Raw genomic sequence first — 19,529 nt, 5'->3', positions numbered from 1 at the left:
AAAGTATCCAGCTTAATTAAAAAATAACATGATAATGACACCAATTACAACTCTACAGCGTAATAAAATATCCGGCCAATGATAATAATGTGATTAGCTGGTATACAGACATCACTATATTCCCTTGTATTAAAAGCATGCAAACGTACTTCTTCGTAGGGCATTGAATATAGTTTCCTGATGCGATACTGGTGATTTTGTTTAATCAGATATAAATTACCATCAATAATATTGGTGCGGTTTAAATCTACTGCAAAAATAGTACCGTAAGGAATAATAGGTTCCATACTATTATCATTTACCGAAAAGCACACCACCATTTGCGGATTGATTTTTTTACGCTCCAGAAGCTCAGTTCTTAAACTGATTCCTTTACCGTGCTGAATATGCAGTTGGTTTGACTGCACACTGCCGGCCTGTTCTATTGAAGAATAAAATGGAACAAGCGTTTGATCCTGATTTTCTGCAATAATATTTACTTCTGCAGCCAATGTTGTGGTTGTTGCCGGAAAAGGGCTACCACGGCCTTCACGTAACCAGGATAAACTGACACCCAGTATATTGGCCAGTATATCCAGATTTTTCGGTTCGTAATGACCATTCTCCCATTTAAATACGGCAGTTTTAGAAACCCCCATTCTATCAGCCACCTGTTGCTGTGACAGAGCCACATGCTTACGCGCCTGTTTAATCCGATCGCTTAACATCAGTTATCTCCTGACTCAAATACAGAATGATGTTAACGTAAATCGTGTTATGTTTTGTTTATACGAATAATCATTTTTAATATATAAAATATGGAAATTTAGCCAAAAAAAGTTAATATTATTTACCCTATATAAATTTTCCAATAATATTAATATGATAATTCATCATAAACTTTAATTAATATCATATTACATTAACAATTTGACTTTTAAAATTTTCAGTTTAACGTCATTTTTACATATTTTTTACACAAAAGTTTGATATAAATCTTATTGCGACATTGTATGTTTGCATTCAAAGCATCAGATATTTACCTATTAGATATTAAATATATCCGAATTTTGCCGGATAAATAATCTGAAACGACGAATAAATTTAATAAATATTATCTACGAGTTAATATATGACAAAACAATAAAAGCCTGAATATCAGGCTGGTACCAGACAGACAGAATATTAATTCTGTCTGCTTATTTTCAATAGATTAACTATTAATGAATGCTGTTTTAAGCAACAGAAACAATCATACCGGCTGCAACAGTATGGTTGGTGGCTTCATCAATCAGAATAAAGGCTCCGGCAGCGGGATTATCCTCATAAGTAGTTGCTACCACAGGTTTCTGAATACTAAGCTGTACACGGCCAATATCGTTTAGCTGCAGGCTGTCGCTGTCTTCGCGATGGTTCAGGCTTTGTACATCCAGCAGATAATCAACCTGTTTGATTTTGGCGTATACCGTCTGAGTAGTATGCTTGAACCAGTAGCGGCGGGCTGAGTTTAAGGGTTTGCTGTCGAACCAGCACACGGAAGCACTGATGGTTTTCACTGGCTGTAATGCACTGTCTGCTGCCACCAGACTGTCGCCCCGGGAAACATCAACATCATCTGCCAGTACCACAGTCAGCACAGCACCTGACTGTGCCTGCTCCACCTGACCATCAGGCGTATAAATGGCCGCTATGGCACTGGTCTGCCCTGCCGGTTCAATGCGTATACGGTCGCCCACTTTCAGGGTACCTTGTTCCAGACGCCCCTGATAACCGCGAAAATCATCTGCGCTGCTGCCATCCAGCCGGGCAACCCGCTGAACAGGGAATAATGCAGGAGCAGACAGTAACTGGCTGCTGCGGTTGGCAGCGGGCAGGCTTTCCAGCAAAGGCAACAGAGGCTGCCCCTGATACCATGGCATATGCGCACTGGCAGTCACTATATTGTCACCATTCAAAGCTGATATGGGTACGTAGCTGATATTGTGCAAATCCAGAGCAATAGCCAGTTCAGCATAAGCACGCTTAATGGCATTAAATTTATCTTCACTGTAATCCAGTAAATCCAGTTTGTTTACTGCCACAATAATATGCGGCGTACCCAGCAGTTTCAGAATCGCGCTATGGCGGCGGGTTTGCGGCAGTAAGGCTGGTGTATGTTCAGTGTAATCCAGCCGGGTGGCATCTATGAGAATAATGGCTGCATCAGCAGTAGATGCACCTGTAACCATATTGCGTGTGTACTGCTCATGCCCCGGCGTATCAGCAATAATAAATTTACGCGCCGGCGTGGCAAAATAACGATAGGCTACATCTATAGTAATACCCTGCTCACGCTCAGCGGCAAGTCCGTCAGTTAGCTGAGCAAAATCAGGAATGCCGTCGGCGGTACGTTTGTGCTTGCCGTGATACAGCGAAGCAACCTGATCAGCCAGTAAGGACTGACTGTCAAACAGCAGTCGTCCTATCAGCGTGGATTTACCATCATCTACGCTGCCGGCAGTAATAAAACGCAATACAGAATCAGTACTCATCAGTGTCTCACTTTTTAAAGGTTGCCGCCTGTGCCAGCATCTGTTGCAGGCTGTCCCGAGCAGGTTCCAGTTTTCTGAAGCCGTCTTCTGCCATCAAATGGCCGCCATCAGGGATATACTGAATACTGCTATGCAAGGCATGGGCAATATCGTTACTGGCTGCTTCGGGAACATATGGGTCATTAGTTGAAATAATGCTGTGAACCGGCATACTGATTTGCTGCAATACTGCAAAATCCGGCTGACTGGCATCGATATAACCATCCAGTATTTGTAGCTTGGGCAGGTGTGCGGCAAATCCGGCAACCAGAATCAGACCGCCCAGCCGTGCAGGTTTATGCCGGCTGAGAAATTGCAGCAGCGTAATAACGCCAAGACTATGACCAATCAGAAAAGTCTGTTCATCCGGCTGGCCGATAAGCTTATCCAGTGTCTGCTGCCATTGCGCTGCCTGCGGATAATCCGGCTGAGGCATAAGCGGTACGGTTACTTCTGCACCGGTTGGCCGGATCTGTGTAGCCAGCCAGTCGAACCAGTTATCCTGCGGACTGCTCTGAAAACCATGCACAATAAATATTCTGGCCGGTAATACCGTTTGTTTTTCTGTCATCAGAAATAACCTGCTTTCTTACGCTCTTCCATCGCCGCTTCCGATACCTGATCATCCATACGGGTAGCATTACGTTCGGAAATCGTGGTTTGTGCGGTTTCAGCAATAATTTCTGCTGCTGTACTGGCTGTGCTGGCTACCGGACAGGTACAGGAAATATCACCAACAGTCCGGAAACGCACACTGCGCACAATACTGACTTCACCTTCTTTCTTTGGTGTCAGCTCTGTTACCGGTACCAGCATATCGTTGCGCTCAACGACTTCTCGCTGATGTGCATAGTAAATCTCCGGCAAAGCAAGCTGTTCACGCGCGATATATTGCCAGATATCCAGTTCTGTCCAGTTGGAAATCGGAAAAACCCGCATATTTTCACCCGGATGCAGACGTGTATTGTACAAATCCCATAATTCGGGACGCTGGTTTTTCGGATCCCACTGACCAAATTCATCCCGAAAAGAAAAAATCCGTTCTTTAGCCCGGGCTTTTTCCTCATCCCGTCTGGCGCCGCCCATTAATGCATCAAAACCATTGGCTTCAATTGTTTCCAGCAGAGTGACGGCCTGTGCGGCATTCCGTGAATCAGTAGCCCGGCGCAGAGTAACACTGCCGCGGCGAATCGACTCTTCTACGCTGCCGACAACCAGACGTGCACCAAGGCGGCGTACGACTTCATCACGAAAAGCAATAACTTCCGGATAGTTGTGTCCGGTATCTATATGCACCAGTGTCAATGGCAGTTGCAGGCTGTGCCCCGGAATCTGAAAAGCCTTTACAGCCAGAGACAGCAGCACCACTGAATCCTTGCCGCCGGAAAACAGTAATGCCGGATTGCGTGCTTCGGCCACTACTTCGCGGATAATGTAAATAGATTCAGCTTCCAGCCAGTCCAGATGTTTGTCTTGAATACTCATGATATTCCCGTTACGGGCACAGACCATTCTGTCTGCAACCCTGAGTTGATTTCAGCTTATTTATGTAAACCACATTCTTTACTGTCCTGACTTTCCCACCACCAGCGTCCGGCACGAATGTCTTCGCCTGCTTTTACAGGGCGGGTGCAGGGCTCACAGCCAATACTGGGATAACCTTGCTGATAAAGGGCATTAACCGGTAACTGCTGCTGCCGGGCATATGCCCATATTTCAGTTTCCAGCCATTCAGCCAGAGGATTATATTTAGCCATGCCGTGCACCTGATCCTGCTCTGCCAGAGCCAGAGCCGTACGTGTTGCCGACTGCTCACGCCTTTGTCCGGTTATCCAGGCATCAGCCTGACTCAGAGCACGACCAAGCGGTTCGATTTTGCGGATATGACAGCACTCACGCCTCAGTGCAACACTGTCATAAAAAGCCAGTTTGCCATGAGTGGCGATATATGCATTTACAGCGTGTTCATCTGGCCGGTATTCCGTAATATGAATACCCCAGTGCTGACGCACAGCCCCCAGCAAGCTCAGTGTTTCACTGTTCAATGCACCAGTATTAAGCGTAAATACTTCAATAGGCAGCTGTTCGCGGGCAATCACATCAGTAATGACCATGTCTTCAACCGCCAGACTGGAAGCAAATTTAACATGGTGATGCTGCTGTGCAATCTGCTGCAAGCGTGTTGTCAGCTCGGCCATCAGAGCCGGCAGGCGGCCGGTGGCAGCCGCATCATGCGGAGGAGTCCACAAACGGGGACGCAACATGGTTATCACTATCCTGAATGCACAAATTATTAATGACAGTAATTGTTCAACCGGATTACTGTCTGAATAGCACAAATAGTAACAAGTGCAGCCGGCATGGCGGAAAGAATAAAAATTTCTTTCTTTATAACCAAACTTCCGGTCACTGATGCTGCTGTTACAGATATAACTGCCAACGCTTTGGTTAGAAAAATTGCTTCTTTTTCATCCGGGCACCGGCGCTTATAAGATAGCGTATAAACAACAACGACAAGTCAGCATGAATCACTACCCGATTTTTACCCAACTACACCAGCGTAAGGTATTACTGGTGGGTGGCGGCCACGTAGCCGAACGCAAAGCCGGTGCTTTGTTAGAGGCTGGTGCGCATCTGCTGGTGGTCGCACAGCAGACTACAGCCAGATTTAAAGAATGGTTTGACCGGCAACAGGCTGAGCATATCGGTACCGAATTCAGCCCTGATTTATTAAACGGTATTTTTCTGGTGATTGCCGCAACCAGCGATCATGCGCTTAACCGGCGTATTTTTCAGGCAGCCGAAGCAGCTGCCACTTTCTGCAACTGCGTAGACCAGCCAGATTGCTGCTCATTTATTGTCCCGGCACTGATTGACCGCAATCCGATACAGGTAGCGGTAAGCAGCGGCGGTCATGCACCTGTGCTGGCACGGCTGATTCGTAAGCAAATTGAATTATTACTGCCCTTTTCTATCGGACGGGCAGCGGCGATAGCCGGACGCTGGCGTAAACGAGTCAAAGCCACACTGCACAACATGAGCGAACGCAGGCGTTTCTGGGAATATCTGTTTGAACACAGCCGTTTTAACCAGTATATTGCCCGTGGCAATGAATCAGCAGCAGAAACACTGCTGCAACAACAACTGACACAGCATCAGCCTTTGCCACAGGGCGAAGTTACTCTGGTCGGAGCCGGCCCGGGCGATGCCGGCCTGCTGACCCTGCATGCTTTACAGGCGATACAGACAGCAGATGTGGTGTTATATGATGCACTGGTTTCAGCAGAAGTACTGGATCTGGTCAGGCGTGATGCATTAAAAATCAGTGTAGGCAAACGTTGCGGACACCATCAGGTACAGCAACAGCAAACCAATGAATTACTGGTACAGTGGGCGCAGCAGGGAAAACGCGTTGTGCGTCTGAAAGGCGGTGATCCGTTTATATTCGGTCGTGGCGGAGAAGAATGTGCCATATTGCAGGCTGCTGAGATTCCGTTTCGGATTATTCCGGGTATCAGTGCCGGTCTGGGAGCAACTGCCTATGCCGGTATTCCGCTAACCCATCGTGATTATGCTCAGAGTGTATTATTTATTACCGGCCATCAGCAGCTGGCCGACCAGCCTTATGGCTGGCAGACACTCGCCCGTAACCGGCAGACACTGGTTATTTACATGGGTACGCTGAAAGCGGCTGAAATCAGCAGACAACTCATTAACCACGGACGTGCTGCCGATACACCGGTTGCGATTATCTCTCATGGTACAATGTCCAGCCAGAGTGTCTTAACCGGCAGACTGCATCAGCTGGCCGATCTGGCTCAACAGGCTGATACACCAGCTCTGATGGTTATCGGTGAAGTAGTACAGTTACGGGAGCAACTGGCATGGTTTAAACAGACGGATAACCAATCTGTTGCCAGTGAAGCTGCTGCATAGAAATTAATCATTTCTCCGGCTGAAAAAACAACACGTTCGCAAACGTGTTGTTTTTTCATTCAGGCAAGTATCAGTCTGCCTGCGCTGCGGTCTGGGCATAATTAGCCAGACCAACTTCTTCAATCAGGTCTAGCTGTGTTCCCAGCCAGTCCAGATACTCTTCATTTACTGCTTTTTGCTGTTCAAGCAAATCACGGGAGACAAAATCCAGCTGGTTTTCACATACTGCAATGGCATCAGCCAGTGCCACATGTTTTGCCTGTTCTGCCTGCTGGTCACATTGCAGAATTTCGATGATATTTTCGCCAACCAGAATTTTGCCGTATTCCTGTAAATTTGGCAGTCCTTCCAGCAGCAGAATACGTTCAATCAGTGCATCCGCACTTTTCATATCGCGAATCGAATGTTTGTATAATGCCTCACCCAGTTCGGCAAAACCCCAGTTACGTAATATCCGTGCATGTAAAAAATACTGATTGATGGATACCAGCAGCAGACCCAGATTTTTATTTAATGCCTGTAAGGCCAGACGATCACCCTGCATATCTTTCTCCTTACAGCTGGCTTTGCAGATAATTCGGCAAACCCATTATTTCAATCTGGCGCAACTGTTGCTCCAGCCAGTGGGCATGGTCTTCTTCAGTATCTTTCAGCTGTGTCACCAGAAACTGCCGGGTGACATAGTCCTGTTCCTGCTCACACAGCTTAATTGCATCTTTCAGATTCTGGCGTACACAAAGTTCTGTTGCCAGATCATTTTCAAGCATACTAATCACATCAGTACCGACATTAATTGCATCCGGTACCATTTCCGGTTTGCCATTGAGCATCAGAATACGGTGAATAAACTGGTGAGCATGATCGGTTTCTTCCTGCATCTCATGGTCTATACGCTGAAAAAGCTTCATATAGCCCATATCTTCATACATGCGTGAATGCGCAAAATACTGGTCACGTGCGGCCAGCTCTCCTGCCAGTAACCGGTTTAAACAATCCAGTACAACTTTTTTGCCTTCCATGTCTGTTTCCTTTTTACTCAAAACTCTTCTGCTAATTCGTCCAGACAGGCATGCTCAATCACTAAACAGTCGTCAACAAACCGCCCTGACTCATTTGCCGTCATAGCCTGAACGTCATTCATAGAATTTTATTTATTAATTTATCGTTGCCGGTATCATCAGCAGATTAGGCGATGCACTGACATCGCGCAGTCATTTATACGGGGAAAAATATTCTAAAATAATATCTTTACAGTCTTGGGTTGCAGACTATCACTAGCCCGCAACCCGACTCCCCTCTAAATAGTTGTATTAACAAAGCAATAAATTCTGCATAATCATCAATACAACCATTCAGGGTTATCATAACATTAAATTAAATAACTATTTTTAATCTAAATAAAACTAATTTTCATAATAATTTGATAAAATATTCTCAATTTAACAAAATATTAAATAAAAACATAGCTTTATAACAATAATAGTTATCACCATCTATTAAGCTGTTGTAAACAACCTGAAATAGCCATTTAATTTATAAAATATTTATAAAATTTAACTTATTTTCACTATTTATTTTTATTTTTACAGCTACATACCCATAATTTTATCAGTTAGTTATCCATGTAAAACATAACTATTCGCATTTATTATCGGAGCAGAATATACCAATAAAATAAATACTGCTTAGTATCAAAATTTATGAAAATAAAATAGTTTACCTGAAAGATAGACAATGTCCGGAACTTCAATATTGAAGCAATTTGTTTAATACAAGGCTAATACAGTCAATTAGTAGTTATTTACAGATACAGGGTAATACACCTGACCAGAATACAAGAATCATACCGGATGACTTTTGAAAATGATGACTATAGTCTGTCAAATAAGTACTGGCTGGTCAGAAGAACGCAGAAAATCCGTCTGTAATTAACAAAAAATCCGTACCGGAATTTAAGTTCTCCGGCTGATAAACAATCAGAGCGGAAAAAATTTCGGTACGGATTAATACAGATTACGGTTTAAAGTACTGGCTTACAGCACAATACCACCAGTTACTCCGTATACCTGTGCTGTCACATAGCTGGATTCTTCAGACATTAAGAAAACATAGGTAGATGCTAGTTCGGCAGGCTGTCCGGCACGACCAAGTACTGATTCACTCTGACCGAATTTCGGAATAGCTTCAGGAGGCTGACCACCGGTAATTTCCAGTGCAGTCCAGATTGGGCCGGGAGCCACAGAATTAACCCGGATACCTTTGGCGGCAACCTGTTTAGCCAACGCCTGAGTAAAAGCCACAATTCCGGCTTTAGTAGTGGCATAGTCGACCAGATTCGGGCTAGGCTGATATGCCTGTACAGAGCTGGTCGTCACAATAGTGGCACCGGCTGGCAAGTGCGGCATAGCAGCCTGAATCACCCAGAACAGGGAAAAAATATTCACTTCAAAAGTCTTTTTCAACTGTTCAGTGCTGATATCACAGAAACGCTCTACCGCAGTCTGTTTACCAGCCACTAAAGTCAGACCATCAAGGCCGCCCAGCTCAGTATGAGCTTTTTCAACCAGCTGTTTGCAAAAATGCTCGTCACTCAAATCACCGGGTATGCACACCACCTTACGGCCGGCTTCCTGTGCCAGAGCAGCAACCTGTTTGGCATCCTCTTCTTCAGCTGGCAAATAATTAATGGCCAGATCGGCACCTTCGCGTGCATAAGCGATAGCAGCAGCACGACCAATACCTGAATCGGCACCAGTTACCAGAATTTTACGGCCGTGCAAACGACCATGACCTTCATAGCTTCTTTCACCGCAATCCGGCACCGGATCCATTCTGCTCTGCAAGCCCGGTGCAGGCTGATGCTGTTTAGAAAAATCCTGATGGTAGTACTTGGTTCTTGGATCTTGTAAACCTTCTTGATGCTTCATAATACATCTCCTTGTTTAACAATGCTTTATCCAAAATGGAACAGCTGAACCATCATACGACAGATTAGTACACAACAAAGAAAAGTATCTGTAATTTATGTCAATATTCTAGTTAAAGTTTATTAATCTCAATGGCTTAAAAAAACAATAATCAAACAATGACATCAAGCAGCCATCCGGACAGATTTCAGAACCGGTAAGTATACGAAACACCGGCAATATGCGCATTCGAACGATAATCAGCTTCACCGCGCACATTGCTTGATACATGTGTTCCTTCATCCTGCTGATTCATATGTGTATGCTGAATATGCAGATAAGCATACGATACCGCTACCGTATTCTTTTTATCCACATCATACTTAAATCCGGCACCAAACAGCCAGCGGTTACCATCAGGAATAGTAGACAGACGCGAAGAAGCACTGCGTACTGGCGACTGGTCATAATTCACGCCGAAACGCCACTGCAAATGCGGATTCTGCTGATAGGAAGCACCCACGCCAACCGCATAAGTATCACGCCAGTTTGTGGCAATATGAGTGGTATTCGAAGTAGCACCATGTACCGGATCAATTGCCTTATCATTCTCAAATTTAATATCCAGAGCATGCAGACGTGAAGAACGCGTCCAGCTCACATTGCTGAAAACATTCCACTGCGGATTGACCTTCCACATACCGTGTACAGATACTACTTCCGGCGTAGTAATCTGTACCTGTGCACCTTCCAGAGCCTTAAAGCCAAACTGCTCAAACAGCGGAGCATAGTTTTCTGCAAATTTGCCCATAGGTTTCCAGCGCGCAGTACCGTGCAAATGCTGATTAATCTTCGAACGATAGCTCACACCTACCCGGACATCATCATTAATGTCCCATAACCAGCCGGCATTAAAACCATAGCCCCAGTCATTACCCTTGACTGTTGCGCGTGCATCAAATGCGCCCGGAGCTTGCTGATGTAATTCAGACGACGGTCTTCCGGATTGTGCACTGCCCACCGGAGTAAAATCCGCATATTTCTGTACTTCTGCATGCAGGTATTGCGCAATCAGCCCCACACCCAGTGAATGCCTGTCATTAATTTTATAAGCAATCGCCGGGTTAATATTCAGTGCTTTTACATTGGTTTTATTCACGTTATAACGCAATACCGAATCGGAACTGTCATTGGTTCTGGCCGCATACGGAATATATACCCCAAGCCCCATACCCCATCTGTCGTTCAGGCGATGGGAAAAATACAGCTGCGGCACCAGTTGCGCAGTATTGGCAATATTGCCATGCTCAGGTCCCTGTACTGCGGAACCATCTGAAAATACACCTCGTGCATTACTGTATTTAATATCGGGCTTAATCACAAACAGATTAGTCTCTAGCTGGGTGCCATCCAGATGTACCAGTCCGGCAGGATTATTGACAATTGTTGCCGCATCGGCCGCTTCAGCAGCGGCAGCATTCCCGGTTCCAACAGCTGTTACCGACTGTAAGCCCAAATGATATCCGGAAGCATATACAGGAGAAATAACTATCGTCGTACTGATTAAGACCGCACTTATTTTCATCACAACTGGCAAACGTCTTGTCATTGTGTTTATTCTCAAAAGCATAAAATAAAAAAGACCTTATTAAAGGTCAGAAAACAAATAAAAAATTCAGTCAAAAATTAAGAATAAGATAAATTTGAGTGTTTATTCTAACTCAAAAAAGTAAATAATGCCGTTTGATAATCTTTACAATTATTCAACTAGATTAAATTACCCGTATTTAAATTCAATTAATTTTTACTCTTATAGCATATAAAATAAGAATAAAAATCATTATTTTTCAAATAGCTATTTTTTTAACTAAAGAAAATACACTAATTAAAACCAGATAAAAAATATACAAACTAAAAGCATAATAAATTAAATAACAATAAAATTGTTTTATTCAGGCTGAATTTGAAACATATTTGCCTGATATGATTTTCAGTTTGCTTATGCCTGACTGGTCATTATTTCTGGCTGGTAAACCAAACCATAAATAAACACAAAATTGTTGATTACCTGAAAATGAATACCGGATAGTCCGCAGTGCAGCACACCAGCGTTTCATTATTCTGCTGGCAACATTTGCCCGACTTTGCAATCATTAATTATTTTTTATACAGCAGTTTCAGCATTTATAAGCGAAATAATCCGGCTACCAGCCATTTACAGTCGCCTGTAGCAGTGGGTACACTGTCGTATTATTGATTTCGATAGCGAAACAACATGTTTCAACGTTTGAAACGCACCTGGCCACTATTACTGTTATGGCTGGATCTGATTTACAGTTTCATACTGAATATTGTTGCCAGTATTTCAATGGAACAGACACCAGTACCACGCAATAGTTTACCGGTATCACCAGACATTGCCTTTAGCTGGTTACAGGTAATCGCCAACGGCGGTATGGTATTCATTCTCAGCCTGGCTTTTCGTACACTGCTACAGTTAAACCGCGCAGTACAGCAACAGCAGATATGGCCTCTGACATTGCTCAGAACAGCTGCGCTGCTGATTGTACTGGCATTTAGTTTACCTGCATGGTGGCAATGGTCATGGGCATTATGGTCACTTGCACATGGACAGCTGGTTATAGACTGGCATAATCTGCATTACCTCATCGTTTCCATACTGTTACTTTATCCTGCCCCCCTGTGTCTGCGTTTACTCTGGATCCGCAGCCGGCAGCAGCACAGCAAAGCTGACTCCGGCAGCTCTGCTGAATCTGAAAACATCCAGCCACCAGCCTGATTATTCACTACCGTCTTAAGCAAATACTGGCTGCAGACCAAATAGGGTAAAATATGCGCCGGAAATACAGTTGCGGACTTAATTTGCATGAACACACAATCCATTACCGCCTTACTTAACACAATATCCATTCCGGACAGTAACCGTACACTGGGCAGTGAAAAAGCCCTGAGTAATGTTACCGTCGCCAGTGACGGCATTCATCTGGATCTTACTTTTCCCTATCCGGTTGCCCATCTGATTGACGAACTGCAACAGCGTATTGATCAGGCCATTACCACTGAATTCGGTGACACACCATTATTTGTTCAGGTACAACTGGCGATAGGCAAACATAAAGTGCAGCCCGGTGTGCAAACCATTGCCGGCGTCAAAAATATTATTGCGGTTGCCTCAGGTAAAGGCGGTGTGGGCAAATCGACTACCAGTGCTAATCTGGCAATTGCCCTGAGCCGCATGGGTGCCCGTGTCGGCGTCCTTGATGCTGATATTTACGGCCCCAGCCAGCCTACCATGCTCGGTGTCGCCGGCCTTGAACCGCGTCAGCATCAAGATAAACTGATTCCGGTCATGGCTGCCGGTGAAATTCAGGTGATGTCAGTCGGCTTTCTGGTTGATACTGATCAGGCAGTTATCTGGCGCGGCCCCATGGTTAGTCAGGCTTTACAGCAGCTTCTGTTTCAGAGCCAGTGGGATGATGTCGATTATCTGATTATCGACTTACCCCCCGGTACAGGCGATATCCAGCTGACACTGGCACAGAAAATTCCGGTTACCGGTGCGGTTGTAGTGACCACACCGCAGGATATAGCACTGATTGATGCGCGCAAAGCAGTCAATATGTTCCAGAAAGTCAATATTCCCATTTTCGGCGTACTTGAAAACATGTCGGTGCATATCTGCTCTAACTGCGGCCATACCGAATCTATTTTCGGACAGAATGGCGGTAAACAGCTTGCTGATAAACTCGGTGTTCCCCTGCTGGGTCAGCTACCGTTAACAATGGCTGTACGTGAGGCCATGGATAACGGTACCGCCGGCATACTGGCAGAGCAGCAGCCGCAAATAGCCGGCTTGTATGAACAGGCTGCATGGCAACTGGTGCAGGCACTGGCAGATCAGGGCAAAGACTATAGCCGGCGTTTTCCCAAAATTGTGGTCGAATAAACCTGCACAGCCAAATACATTTACCGAACCATGCGATAATATTCACAACGGTTGTGACTGCACAGCCGTTTTAACAGCCTGTCTGCATCCGGCAAAGCCGTCAGACACAGCAAATTGAATTTAACCTGTTGTAACCAATGACACCCTTGGTGATGCCATTTTATGAACACACCGTTTTGGCCGTTACTGGCCTTGCTTGCCGATGGTCTGGCACATGAAGTCCAGACACTGGCAGGCATTCTGAATAAAAAAATACCGCAGCTCAATGCAGCATGGCAGGATATGCCTGCCCATATCCAGAATCTGCTGCGTCAGCGCAATGGTGTCTGGCAGCTAACTAAAACTCTGGCATTAATACCGGAACACATCTTCAATACCAGTGCCCGTCAGTACGGGTTTAATCCGCAGCTGCTGGAGCAGACCACATCGACCAACAGCGTCCTGCTGGAGCAATTGCGCTATGCACCGGTAAATACAGCGCCGCAAATCTGTCTGGCTTATGAGCAGACTGCCGGGCGCGGACGTCAGGGCAAATCATGGCAAAACCGTATCGGTGACTGCCTTATGTTCAGCCTGAGCTGGTCATTTAAGCGGCCTCAGGCAGAGCTTGGCGGTCTGGCGCTGGTAGTAGCGCTGGCTATCGCACAAACTTTACGCGAGCTCGGTGTAGCGGCACAAATTAAATGGCCGAATGATCTGATGCTGGATAAAAACAAACTTGGCGGCATCCTGATTGAAACCATAGCGCAACAGAATCAGACCACTGCTGTTATCGGTATCGGCATCAATTTCAGTCTGCCCGATCAGGTAGGCACAGCCGCAGCTATTCTGTCTCTTCTGCCACATGCACAGGTAACACAGATTTTTCAGGGTATTCTGGCCAAACTGGCACAATATCTGCCTCTGTTTGACCAGACCGGGCTAGAATCGTTTCTTAATGATTATAACCAGCTGCATCGGGATCAGGGACAAATAGTCCATCTCCTGGCCAACGGCAAGACCATTGCCGAAGGTACCGTTAACGGGATTGCAGCATCGGGGGCTTTATTGCTGCAAACTGCCGACGGAGAACGCAGTTTCGTCACCGGTGAAATCAGCCTGCGCCCGGGGACTGCACAGAATCAGGTACAAGCCAATAATAGAAAACGTTACCTGTTGCTGGATGCCGGCAACAGCAAACTCAAATGGGCATGGGTAGAAAACGGCTGCATACTGGGTTATGGCAAAGCAGCCTACTACGACCTGAAGCCCCTGATACAGGACTGGACCAGACAAGGAGCCGGCGTACAGCGCATTATCGGCTGTGCTGTCTGCGGAGAAGCCCGCCAGCAGCAAATCGCCGGTATTCTGCCTGTGACAGTACAGTGGCTGCCTTCCATGCCGGAAGCACTCGGCATCTCCAATCATTACCGCAATCCGGCCGAACATGGTGCCGACCGCTGGTTTAACCTCATTGGCAGCCGGCGCTACAGCCGTCAGGCCTGTGTCGTAGTCAGCTGTGGTACAGCCGTCACAGTAGATGCCCTTACCGACACCAACCATTATCTTGGTGGCAGTATCCTGCCGGGTTTTTATTTAATGAAAGAGGCATTATCCCGACGCACCGCCAATCTTAACCGGCCGCTGGGCAAACCATACGCTTTTGCCACCACCACCCCGAATGCCATGGCCAGCGGCATTATGGACGCAGTCTGCGGGGCTATTGTGCTGATGCATGCGCGCCTGCAACAGAAAATCGGTGCCGGCAAACCTGTCGACATTATTATTACCGGCGGTGGTGCCAATAAAGTGGCTCAGGCACTCCCTAATACATTTGTCTTAGACAACCGCATTGAAATTGTGGATAATTTAGTGATTTACGGTTTACTAAACTGGGTTGAATACGCATGAAATGGCTGTTTGCAATTTTGGTAGCACTCAATATCATTGTTTTCGGCAGCATGATAGCAGGGAAACTGGTACATAGTAATTCTGGTGCACCTGCTGCAGCCAGTGCCGCCAGCCCTGAAACAGAAGCTGTTGCACCAGCCAGTCCGGACATCAGTGTACGGCAGGCAACAGAAACTGAAACTGTTGCCGGCAGCAATACAACAGCGGCTAAAGCTGCCAGCAAAACAGAAACCACTGCTGCGCCCAAAACAACTACTGCCGCTACTACTAATGCTTCCGACAACACTGACAAGCAGCCTGCTGCTCCGGCCAATACCTGTACTGCCACTGTTACCCTGCCGGAAGACGATTTTCATCGTATCAAAGGCCTGCTTACTCACTGGCCGTTTACCACCAGCCGCTTTATAGAACAGGTCAGCGCTCCGGCCAAAACCCGTCAGACAGCTGCTCCTACCCGCTACATGGTTGCCCTCTCTTCCGGTAATGACAGCAGTATACGTGCCCGTCTGCAGGAACAGGGGTTTGACTACGGTGTTAATCAGGGTAAAGTCAGCCTTGGCGTATTTAACCGCCGGGAAGATGCAGAAGGCCTGATGGCGCGTGCCAAAATGCAGGGATTCAGTGACGCCTTTATCACCACATTGGGCGGTAGCAGCGACAGTGACAGCCAGTCATCCGGCAGTTCCGCTACCAGCATTGCCAAAATGCGCGTTGTATTCAGTGGTGTAGACAACTCAGCTATGCAGGACATCAACGCCATTACCGGTCGTTACGGCCGGATGCAGCGTAGTGGTAAATGTCATTAAGCCGGCACCTATCCGCTTAAATATTCATGAGTACCCGTGCAGTTATCCTGAAAAACATATCCGCTAATCTGCTGCTGCAACTGATAACTGCACTGGGCGGATTCATCCTGCCGCCGTTAATTGTTGTAACCTATGGTTCAGCAACCAACGGTATGCTGGCCTCTATCAAACAGTTTATTGCCTACCTGACTTTACTAGAGGCTGGCATCGGTGCAGCTGCCGTCGTAGCCCTTTATCAGGCGCTGACAGCACAGGATAACCAGCTGCGTAACCGTATTCTTGCAGCCGCCCATCACTTTTACCGCATCTCCGGCGGGCTGTTTGCCGTCGCATTACTGATACTGGCTATCCTGTTTGCCTGGCTTACCCACACCGAAATCAGTGCCAGCCTTACCTTTTACATGGTACTGATTATGGGTGCCGTGAATATTCTGGATTTTTTCTTTTTCGGCAGCTACCGTGCCTTACTTACTGCCGACCAGAAAACCTATATCATCTCCGCCATTCAGGCAGGCAGCATCTTCGTTAACATCGTCGTATGCTACTGGCTGATCGGTAACGGCTATAGTATTCTGACTGTTCAGTTTATCTCTACCCTGATACAGGCGAGTAAATTTCTGTTGTACCGTCACTATGTAAAACACCACTATCACAATCTGAACCAGCATTACGACAAACATAACGCGTATAAGCTGCAACAAACATGGGATGCCCTAACCCATCAGCTAACCGGTCTGCTGATATTCAGCTCACCACTGGTACTGATTACTTTTTTCCTGTCCCTGAAAGACGCCAGCATCTACGCCGTTTATGCGTTGATTTTCGGCGCCATCAAAATGGCCTTGCAATCACTGTCACAAGGCATGCAGGCTATTTTCGGTCATAGCCTTACCACAGATATCCAGCGTACCCGTCAGAATTTCTGCCGCTATAATCGTCTCTTTATGTGCTTTCTGGGCTGGGTTTATACATGCACCGGCCTGTTGCTGACGCCCTTTATTCAGCTTTATACCCGTAATATGACCGATGCCAACTACCATCAGCCCGTGCTGGCTGCCCTGTTTTTACTGGTGGGCATTATTGAAAACAGCCGTATTCCGAGTATGACCATGATCATGGCAGCCGGTCGCTACAAAGACACCAAACCACAGGCACTGATCGAAGCTGCTCTGAACATTACCTGCTCAGTATGCTTTATACAGATATGGGGCAGTGCCGGCATTTTACTTGCAGCACTGATATCATTTCTTTACCGCAGCAGTGAAATGGTGCATTACACCAGCAAACACATTCTGTCCCTGCCCTGCACCCGTGCCTATCTGCTGTGGCTGACAGTTTTTGCTACCATCGCCATTATCCTCACTATTGGCTGGCATCCGGTAAATAGTATCAGTGTACATACCTTTATCGATTGGATTAAACTTGGCTTTATTACCGGTCTGAGCACCGCCATACCCTTTGGCACCCTGTTAATTCTGATTTATCGCCGGCCTGCCCAATGATACCCAAACTGATTCACTATTGCTGGTTCGGACCTCAGCCACTGCCTGCCGCCACCCGACAATATATTGCCAGCTGGCGCCAGTTTCTGCCCGATTACCAAATTCAGCTGTGGAACGAACACAATTTTGACTACCAGGCTAACGCTTACACCCGTTCAGCCTATGCTGCCGGAAAATATGCCTTTGTAGCCGATGTCTGCCGTATTCAGGCACTTTATCAGCATGGCGGCATCTATCTGGATACCGATGTACAGATGATTGCCTCATTCGACCCGTTTCTGCACCATCACTGCTTCACCGGTTTCGAACAGGGCATGAATCCCTATACCCGCGAGCTTACCTGTAACCCTCAGGCCGGCGTAATGGGCTGTGAAGCCGGCAGCATTCTTATGCAGGATATCTGGCAACAGTATCAGAATCTTGAATTCAATCCGCAGCAGCTTATTACCATCAACCAGTTATTTAAACAAATATACCAAAAGCACGGAATTATCCTTAACGATCAGCGGCAGGAAATTCCCGGCTATGTCTGCGTTTATCCAAGTGATTACTTCATGGCCAAAAATGCCTATACCCATGAACTGAACCGTACTGCTAATACTGTCTGCATTCATCACTACGACGGTACATGGCTTAATGACAGTAAAGGCATCAACCGGCTCAAACGCAGAATCCTGAACACACTGCGTACTACACTTGGCGCCCGTAACAGCCAGAAACTGATAGCGCTGCTCAAACGGAAAAACCGATGAACACCAGTACTGACAATACCCCGATTGATTTTGTTCTGCCATGGGTAGACAACAGCGATCCGGACTGGCTGGCTGCAAAAAACCACTATCAGCCACAGCATCAGGGACACAGTGACGCGACCAGTAATAACCGTTATCAGGATTTCGGCACCCTGCGTTATGTACTGCGCTCCATTGAAAAAAACTGCCCGTGGTATCACAAAATTTACCTGATAACCGCTGATCAGCAACCGTCATGGCTGAAAACCAGCCATCCAAAAATCGAAATTGTCAGCCACCGGCAACTGTTTATCCGCCCGCAGAATCTGCCAGTATTCAATTCCTCAGCTATCGAAATGAATCTGGTTAACCTTAAAGGCCTGAGTGAACAATTTGTTTATCTTAACGACGACACCGTTATTCTGCGTCCTGTCCCGCGTGAGCGGCTGTTTCAGCACGGGCTGCCGGTAGACTTTCTCTGTCATGGCTGGCTAAAGCGCGGCAGCCTGTTTCGCCGTCTGCGCGGCCGCAACAGCTGGGTAGATGCACTGAATAACAATATTGCCCTGATTAACCGCCTGTATCAGCCGGCCTCACTGAATAAACAGCAATTATTTGCCCATAGCTACAGTCTGCGTGAAAAATTCAGCAATTTCCTGCTCAAATACCTTTACCGCCATTATTTCTGGTTTGCTCACTGGCATCTGCCCCAGCCTTACACCCGCAATACCCTGCAACAGGTTTATCAGCACTTCGAACCGGAAATACTTGCCAGCACCGCAAACCGCTTCCGCGCCGGTAACGACCTCACCATCTACCTCAATCGCTACTGGCAACTGGCCAGCGGTGCATTCATACCCCAAAAACATAACGACGGCTTCGTGCGCAACATCAGCAACATAACCGAACTGAATAACGCTATCCATTATCTGCATCGCCACCCGGAAATCCGTTTTGTCTGCCTCAACGATACCTGCACCAGCAACAACAGTACCGAACTGGCACAACTGCACGCTGCTCAAAGTGCATTTTACGAGCACTACCTGCCCGATCCGGCCTCATTTGAACAAAACAGCCAGCAGCCATCATCACAGTATAAATAGATATAAATGTAAAAAAAACAGCAACTATCTTTGATGTAACAGCATAAACCTGCACCCGTCGTCATCTGAGAGGCACCTGCCTGCATTGTTGCGATATAATAAACAAATCTTGACAAACCATTAGCATAGGCATCCATCA

17 protein-coding genes are annotated in these 19,529 nt (G+C 46.5%); 8 read left to right on the top strand and 9 right to left on the bottom strand.

Annotation, left to right across the window (positions count from 1 at the left end):
• Positions 1 to 44 precede the first annotated feature (44 nt).
• The 5 genes from H3U82_RS07955 to H3U82_RS07935 all read right to left on the bottom strand — a co-directional run bounded on the left by H3U82_RS07955 (position 45) and on the right by H3U82_RS07935 (position 4,813).
• A complete protein-coding gene (locus H3U82_RS07955; RefSeq protein WP_198210094.1) occupies positions 45 to 707 on the bottom strand; it encodes an XRE family transcriptional regulator in 663 nt (220 codons plus the stop codon).
• Positions 708 to 1,214: 507 nt separating this feature from the next.
• Positions 1,215 to 2,510 carry a sulfate adenylyltransferase subunit 1 gene (locus tag H3U82_RS07950; RefSeq protein WP_198210093.1) on the bottom strand — a complete coding sequence of 432 codons (1,296 nt, stop codon included), beginning with the start codon at positions 2,508 to 2,510 and terminating at the stop codon, positions 1,215 to 1,217.
• 7 nt (positions 2,511 to 2,517) lie between these two features.
• Positions 2,518 to 3,120, bottom strand: a complete 603-nt coding sequence (locus H3U82_RS07945) for an alpha/beta hydrolase (RefSeq protein ID WP_198210083.1) — start codon at positions 3,118 to 3,120, stop codon at positions 2,518 to 2,520.
• Positions 3,120 to 4,034, bottom strand: coding sequence for a sulfate adenylyltransferase subunit CysD (gene cysD, locus H3U82_RS07940; RefSeq protein WP_078475255.1), 915 nt, complete (start codon positions 4,032 to 4,034; stop codon positions 3,120 to 3,122). Before cysD ends, H3U82_RS07945 begins: the two co-directional genes overlap by 1 nt.
• 56 nt (positions 4,035 to 4,090) lie before the next feature.
• The gene (locus H3U82_RS07935) at positions 4,091 to 4,813 is read right to left on the bottom strand and encodes a phosphoadenylyl-sulfate reductase (RefSeq protein WP_198210081.1); all 723 of its coding nucleotides are present in this window, start codon (positions 4,811 to 4,813) and stop codon (positions 4,091 to 4,093) included.
• Between the two features lie 259 nt (positions 4,814 to 5,072).
• Here H3U82_RS07935 and cysG point away from each other — a divergent pair, with 259 nt between their 5' ends.
• A complete protein-coding gene (cysG, locus tag H3U82_RS07930) occupies positions 5,073 to 6,485 on the top strand; it encodes a siroheme synthase CysG (protein ID WP_198210079.1) in 1,413 nt (470 codons plus the stop codon).
• Positions 6,486 to 6,555: 70 nt separating this feature from the next.
• Here cysG and bfr (H3U82_RS07925) read toward each other — a convergent pair whose 3' ends face one another.
• The 4 genes from bfr (H3U82_RS07925) to H3U82_RS07910 all read right to left on the bottom strand — a co-directional run bounded on the left by bfr (H3U82_RS07925) (position 6,556) and on the right by H3U82_RS07910 (position 11,000).
• Complete coding sequence (gene bfr, locus H3U82_RS07925) at positions 6,556 to 7,029, bottom strand: bacterioferritin (RefSeq protein ID WP_041880283.1); 474 nt, start codon at positions 7,027 to 7,029, stop codon at positions 6,556 to 6,558.
• A gap of 10 nt (positions 7,030 to 7,039) precedes the next feature.
• Positions 7,040 to 7,504, bottom strand: a complete 465-nt coding sequence (bfr, locus tag H3U82_RS07920; protein ID WP_025331758.1) for a bacterioferritin — start codon at positions 7,502 to 7,504, stop codon at positions 7,040 to 7,042.
• Between the two features lie 1,014 nt (positions 7,505 to 8,518).
• A complete protein-coding gene (locus tag H3U82_RS07915; protein ID WP_084551662.1) occupies positions 8,519 to 9,412 on the bottom strand; it encodes an SDR family oxidoreductase in 894 nt (297 codons plus the stop codon).
• 187 nt (positions 9,413 to 9,599) lie between these two features.
• The gene (locus tag H3U82_RS07910) at positions 9,600 to 11,000 is read right to left on the bottom strand and encodes an OmpP1/FadL family transporter (protein WP_198210078.1); all 1,401 of its coding nucleotides are present in this window, start codon (positions 10,998 to 11,000) and stop codon (positions 9,600 to 9,602) included.
• Between the two features lie 666 nt (positions 11,001 to 11,666).
• Between H3U82_RS07910 and H3U82_RS07905 the strand changes: the two genes are divergently transcribed.
• The 7 genes from H3U82_RS07905 to H3U82_RS07875 all read left to right on the top strand — a co-directional run bounded on the left by H3U82_RS07905 (position 11,667) and on the right by H3U82_RS07875 (position 19,390).
• Positions 11,667 to 12,191, top strand: a complete 525-nt coding sequence (locus H3U82_RS07905) for a hypothetical protein (protein ID WP_198210077.1) — start codon at positions 11,667 to 11,669, stop codon at positions 12,189 to 12,191.
• A gap of 87 nt (positions 12,192 to 12,278) precedes the next feature.
• Positions 12,279 to 13,358: an iron-sulfur cluster carrier protein ApbC gene (apbC, locus tag H3U82_RS07900; protein WP_037393749.1), complete on the top strand. Its 1,080-nt coding sequence runs from the start codon at positions 12,279 to 12,281 to the stop codon at positions 13,356 to 13,358.
• 162 nt (positions 13,359 to 13,520) lie between these two features.
• A complete protein-coding gene (locus tag H3U82_RS07895; RefSeq protein WP_198210076.1) occupies positions 13,521 to 15,248 on the top strand; it encodes a biotin--[acetyl-CoA-carboxylase] ligase in 1,728 nt (575 codons plus the stop codon).
• On the top strand, positions 15,245 to 16,054 hold the full coding sequence (locus H3U82_RS07890; RefSeq protein ID WP_110414741.1) for a hypothetical protein: 810 nt from the start codon (positions 15,245 to 15,247) through the stop codon (positions 16,052 to 16,054). Before H3U82_RS07895 ends, H3U82_RS07890 begins: the two co-directional genes overlap by 4 nt.
• A 26-nt stretch (positions 16,055 to 16,080) precedes the next feature.
• A complete protein-coding gene (locus tag H3U82_RS07885) occupies positions 16,081 to 17,556 on the top strand; it encodes a lipopolysaccharide biosynthesis protein (protein ID WP_198210075.1) in 1,476 nt (491 codons plus the stop codon).
• Positions 17,553 to 18,308: a glycosyltransferase family 32 protein gene (locus H3U82_RS07880; RefSeq protein WP_110414743.1), complete on the top strand. Its 756-nt coding sequence runs from the start codon at positions 17,553 to 17,555 to the stop codon at positions 18,306 to 18,308. The genes H3U82_RS07885 and H3U82_RS07880 overlap by 4 nt, the downstream gene beginning before the upstream one ends.
• Positions 18,305 to 19,390, top strand: coding sequence for a stealth family protein (locus H3U82_RS07875; RefSeq protein WP_198210074.1), 1,086 nt, complete (start codon positions 18,305 to 18,307; stop codon positions 19,388 to 19,390). The genes H3U82_RS07880 and H3U82_RS07875 overlap by 4 nt, the downstream gene beginning before the upstream one ends.
• Positions 19,391 to 19,529 lie beyond the last annotated feature (139 nt).

Source organism: Snodgrassella sp. W8132 (assembly GCF_016100865.1).
In the GTDB taxonomy this organism is placed as follows: Bacteria; Pseudomonadota; Gammaproteobacteria; order Burkholderiales; family Neisseriaceae; genus Snodgrassella; species Snodgrassella alvi.
This window is presented reverse-complemented; position numbering and strand designations above follow the sequence as displayed.

Excerpts from the sequence above, each read along its gene's own strand:
- H3U82_RS07915 (WP_084551662.1), bottom strand. The coding sequence starts at position 9,412 with ATGAAGCATCAAGAAGGTTTACAAGATCCAAGAACCAAGTACTACCAT.
- cysG (WP_198210079.1), top strand. The coding sequence starts at position 5,073 with ATGAATCACTACCCGATTTTTACCCAACTACACCAGCGTAAGGTATTA.
- cysD (WP_078475255.1), bottom strand. The coding sequence starts at position 4,034 with ATGAGTATTCAAGACAAACATCTGGACTGGCTGGAAGCTGAATCTATT.
- H3U82_RS07945 (WP_198210083.1), bottom strand. The coding sequence starts at position 3,120 with ATGACAGAAAAACAAACGGTATTACCGGCCAGAATATTTATTGTGCAT.
- H3U82_RS07955 (WP_198210094.1), bottom strand. The coding sequence starts at position 707 with ATGTTAAGCGATCGGATTAAACAGGCGCGTAAGCATGTGGCTCTGTCA.
- H3U82_RS07885 (WP_198210075.1), top strand. The coding sequence starts at position 16,081 with ATGAGTACCCGTGCAGTTATCCTGAAAAACATATCCGCTAATCTGCTG.
- bfr (WP_041880283.1), bottom strand. The coding sequence starts at position 7,029 with ATGCAGGGTGATCGTCTGGCCTTACAGGCATTAAATAAAAATCTGGGT.
- H3U82_RS07950 (WP_198210093.1), bottom strand. The coding sequence starts at position 2,510 with ATGAGTACTGATTCTGTATTGCGTTTTATTACTGCCGGCAGCGTAGAT.
- H3U82_RS07935 (WP_198210081.1), bottom strand. The coding sequence starts at position 4,813 with ATGTTGCGTCCCCGTTTGTGGACTCCTCCGCATGATGCGGCTGCCACC.
- H3U82_RS07895 (WP_198210076.1), top strand. The coding sequence starts at position 13,521 with ATGAACACACCGTTTTGGCCGTTACTGGCCTTGCTTGCCGATGGTCTG.
- apbC (WP_037393749.1), top strand. The coding sequence starts at position 12,279 with ATGAACACACAATCCATTACCGCCTTACTTAACACAATATCCATTCCG.
- H3U82_RS07910 (WP_198210078.1), bottom strand. The coding sequence starts at position 11,000 with ATGACAAGACGTTTGCCAGTTGTGATGAAAATAAGTGCGGTCTTAATC.
- H3U82_RS07880 (WP_110414743.1), top strand. The coding sequence starts at position 17,553 with ATGATACCCAAACTGATTCACTATTGCTGGTTCGGACCTCAGCCACTG.
- H3U82_RS07890 (WP_110414741.1), top strand. The coding sequence starts at position 15,245 with ATGAAATGGCTGTTTGCAATTTTGGTAGCACTCAATATCATTGTTTTC.
- H3U82_RS07905 (WP_198210077.1), top strand. The coding sequence starts at position 11,667 with ATGTTTCAACGTTTGAAACGCACCTGGCCACTATTACTGTTATGGCTG.
- bfr (WP_025331758.1), bottom strand. The coding sequence starts at position 7,504 with ATGGAAGGCAAAAAAGTTGTACTGGATTGTTTAAACCGGTTACTGGCA.
- H3U82_RS07875 (WP_198210074.1), top strand. The coding sequence starts at position 18,305 with ATGAACACCAGTACTGACAATACCCCGATTGATTTTGTTCTGCCATGG.